This window comes from Streptomyces sp. NPDC051133 (assembly GCF_040682635.1).
Taxonomy (GTDB): Bacteria; Actinomycetota; Actinomycetes; order Streptomycetales; family Streptomycetaceae; genus Streptomyces.
This window is the reverse complement of sequence record NZ_JBFBBK010000198.1, coordinates 1-2,018: the sequence shown is the minus strand read 5'-3', so window position 1 is coordinate 2,018 and position 2,018 is coordinate 1. Positions and strand designations below refer to the sequence as shown.

Annotated in this window: 1 protein-coding gene and 1 pseudogene; both read right to left on the bottom strand. The window is 66.8% G+C overall.

The window, feature by feature from the left end; all coding sequences use genetic code 11:
* Nucleotides 1-61 precede the first annotated feature (61 nt).
* A pseudogene (locus tag AB0N17_RS46345) lies at nt 62-223 on the bottom strand (zinc ribbon domain-containing protein); the annotation flags it as partial.
* 114 nt (nt 224-337) lie between these two features.
* Nucleotides 338-1,702 carry an MFS transporter gene (locus AB0N17_RS46340; protein WP_366017684.1) on the bottom strand — a complete coding sequence of 455 codons (1,365 nt, stop codon included), beginning with the start codon at nt 1,700-1,702 and terminating at the stop codon, nt 338-340.
* Nucleotides 1,703-2,018: the final 316 nt, after the last annotated feature.

The window sequence follows — 2,018 nt, the reverse complement described above, 5'->3', positions numbered from 1 at the left end:
GGACCGGGTTTGGAGGTGGCGCCCTACTGGCTGCTGGGTTGGCTCCTCCGTCCAGAAACCCCTATGGGGTGGCAGGGACGCGTGACTCACGCCCCGCGTTCCACACGTTCTCGCCGCCTTGGGCGATGTTGTGGGAAGCGTTCCGGTCGGCGTGGGCAACGACCCCGCACCTGCGGCAGATGAACAGCCCCTGGCCGGCACGGTTGCGCTTGTCGACGTGGCCGCCTCGGCGCAACGTAGGACCGCCTGACGACAAGATCACACCCACCGTTGCGCATTTCCCAACAAAGTCCTGGAGGCCCGGGGTTCCGCGCTGGATCATACTGAAAACGCAGGGTCACACCGCGCCACGACAACTGCCGGCTCGCTTCAGGTGTCCCGACAAAAGCAGGAACGCCTGAATAAGGGCGGCCACCGTCAGAACACCTGCGGTGAGATAGAACCCTGGGGCGAACGCGCTGCCGGGCAGCGGCGCCGAACCTGCATACACGTGGACGAGTATGGCTCCCACGACCGCCGTGCCCAGTGTGCCGCCCACCTGCAAGCACATCTCGAGGAGGCCGGAGGCGCCACCACGGCGATCGGCCGGCGGAGCATCCATGGCGACAGACATCGCCGGGTTGTAAATCAACGGAATCGACACCCCCCACAGCAGCAGAGCAGCGCCGAACGGCCAGTAGGTATGTGCCCCGACGGCGGCCCCCATGAACGCAAAGCCGAGTGCCGCACCCACCGCGCCTACGACCGTCAGCCACCGGCCGCCGAAGCGCACCGCCAGCGCACCGGTGAACGGCGCGAGGATCACCGTGGGGAGCATGGCCGGAAGCAGCGCCAGGCCCGCCATTGCCGGCTTCAGGCCGAGGGAGTCCTGCACATAGACAGCGCCGTAGATGACGGCCGCAAGGAAGCTGAATTGCGCGCAGAGCACCATCACCGCCGACCCCAGGAACCGATGATCGGCAAGCAGTCCCACATCGACCAGGGGGCGCGCCCTCCGCTTCTCGACGCGCACGAACGCGGCTAGCACAAGGAGCCCAGCTGCGAGCAGCGCCAGGTCCCAGAGAGCCGGAAGGCTCTGACCGGCGGACTCCATGATTCCCGTCACCAGAAGTCCTAGGCCTGTTACCGACAGAACCAGTCCCCATCCGTCGAAGCGGGCTCGGGCACTCACCGCACCCGATCGCCCAGTCGTCCGGGGACGCCGTTCGATCGCGAGGGAAGCGATCAACAGGACGGCTGAGGCCGGAATCAGGTTGAGGAAGAAGATCGCGCGCCAGCCGAGACTTTGCGTCACCAGCCCGCCGAGCAGCGGACCGGCGGCGAGGGCCACGGATGCCGCACCGACGTAGGTACCGATGGCCTTGCCGAGCCGTTGCGGAGGGAAGGCGTTGGCAAGGAGAGCCATGGTCTGAGGCAGCATCGCGGCGGCAGCAGCGCCCTGGGCGGCTCGCGCCGCCACCAGCATTCCGCCACTGTCGGCCAGCCCGCACAGCAGCGACGCGACGGCGAAACCGACCGTACCCAGTAAGAACATCCGTCGCGCCCCAAAAAGATCACCGAGGCGGCCCCCGGCGGCGGCGAGAGATGCGAAGGCGAGGATATAGGCGTTGGGTACCCAATGCGACAGGGCAACAGACAGTCCCAGGTCGTCCCTGACGGTGGGGAGAGCAACACCGACGACCGTCTCGTCCATGAAGCTCATGCCCAGAGCGAGGCTGGAGACAACCAGCAACCACCGTTGCCGACGTTGGTCGCGCGCTACGTGTGTGTCCCTCGGGATCTCGGGCGGCAGCCCCATGGGGTGACTTTACGTGCCCTGCCGATGTCCGGGCCGATCACGACACGATCCGCCATCGACGGCATAGACGCTGATCGCGGTGAGCGGCAGATCAGCTCCCCTGACCAGTAACGCAAAAAGGCCACGCACGTATCGTGCTGGGCCGGCGTAAGGTTCGCAGTATCGACCGCCAACCGCAGACGTTTCAGCGGCCCCGGATTCCTTCCGGGGCCGCCGTGCT